The following is a 1,381-nucleotide window of genomic DNA, read 5'->3' as shown; positions in this document are numbered from 1 at the left end:
CATATATGGACCCATCCGGTTTGCAAGACATTCGATAGCGATTATGAGAAGAGTTCATTGCACCCATATATTCGGCCTGTTATTGAGGTATGCCTCTGGCCCTGATGGATATCTGCTTCTACTGTCCTTATCATCCTTGCGGCTTCATTATGAGCCTATGGCGAGCTAAGGTTTTCAGTAGATCAGTCTGACTGTCTCATCATCAAATCAATTGTCATAGCAACTTGCTGGTTGATTAATTATTAACGTTTATTGAATCTATTCAGCACTATACTGGAAGTCGATATTCTTCGTCATGCGCCGCGATAACCCATGCCATTCTCGCGAGCTTATTGGCGACGGCTACACAGGCTCGGTTAAAACCTCGGCGCTCTGCTAACTGGATTGCCCAGCAACTAAACTTATCTTGCTTATTCTGGCTGTGTTGCAACACCGCTCTGGCGCCGTGGATGAACAGGGTGCGTAAATACGCATTTCCCCGCTTGCTTATCCCAAGGAGGTTATCTTTACCTCCGCTGCTGTGTTGTTTGGGAACCAAGCCACACCAAGCTGAAAAGTGCCTGCCATTACTGAAATCTTTACCATCACCTGCGGCGGCATAAAAGGCGGTAGCGGTGACTGGACCAATGCCAGGGATAGTCTCTAAACGCTGGCAAATCACATTGTTTTTAGTTTCAGTAAGCACTTGTGCATCACAACTCTTAAGCCGTTTTTCTATATCACTAAATTCTTCATATAAGTGATAAAAAATGGCCCGACCTTTAGTGGTCAGCGCATTGGTTTCATCCGCTAAAATATCTGGGAACTGTACTTTAAAAGCCGATTTACTTTTGGCTATCACGATGCCGTATTCTGCTAACATGCCTCGCACTTGGTTGATTAACGCTGTGGATTGCTTAGTTAATCGTTCGCGCATTCGGTGGAGCAGTTGCACATCTTGCTGCTCGATACTTTTGGGTTTTACAAACCGCATGTTGGGCCGCTGCGCAGCCTCGGCAATGGCTAGCGCATCGTTGTAGTCATTTTTATTACCTTGCCTAAAAGGAACCACATACTGCGGGGCAATTAACTTAACTACGTGCCCAAATTGCTCGAATTCTCTGGCCCAATAACTCGCGCCGCCACACGCCTCCATAACGATAAGGCAAGGCTCAATTTTCGCGACAAAGGGCAGCAAGTCTTTGCGTCTAAGCATTTTCTTTTTGATTAACTTGCCCGCTTTATCGACGCCAACAGCATGAAAAACAGACTTTGCGATATCTAAACCGATTGTAGTAATCTTCATAGGTGGACCCGTCCTCTTTCTGATGAGTTTTAGCGACTACATCGTGGCCCATTGCGAGGCCGATTTAAAGTGGATGGGTCCATTCCATTATCCATG

Annotated in this window: 1 protein-coding gene; it reads right to left on the bottom strand. The window is 45.9% G+C overall.

The genetic code is table 11. The features are described from left to right. Window positions 1-268: 268 nt before the first annotated feature. Window positions 269-1,285, bottom strand: coding sequence for an IS110 family transposase (locus L5M37_RS23985; RefSeq protein WP_263143571.1), 1,017 nt, complete (start codon window positions 1,283-1,285; stop codon window positions 269-271). Window positions 1,286-1,381: the final 96 nt, after the last annotated feature.

Source organism: Shewanella sp. SM69, assembly GCF_025653985.1.
Classification (GTDB): Bacteria; Pseudomonadota; Gammaproteobacteria; order Enterobacterales; family Shewanellaceae; genus Shewanella; species Shewanella oncorhynchi.
This window is presented reverse-complemented; position numbering and strand designations above follow the sequence as displayed.

Bases quoted from the DNA above. Each gene is read 5' to 3' on its own strand.
- L5M37_RS23985 (WP_263143571.1), bottom strand. From the start codon at position 1,285: ATGAAGATTACTACAATCGGTTTAGATATCGCAAAGTCTGTTTTTCAT.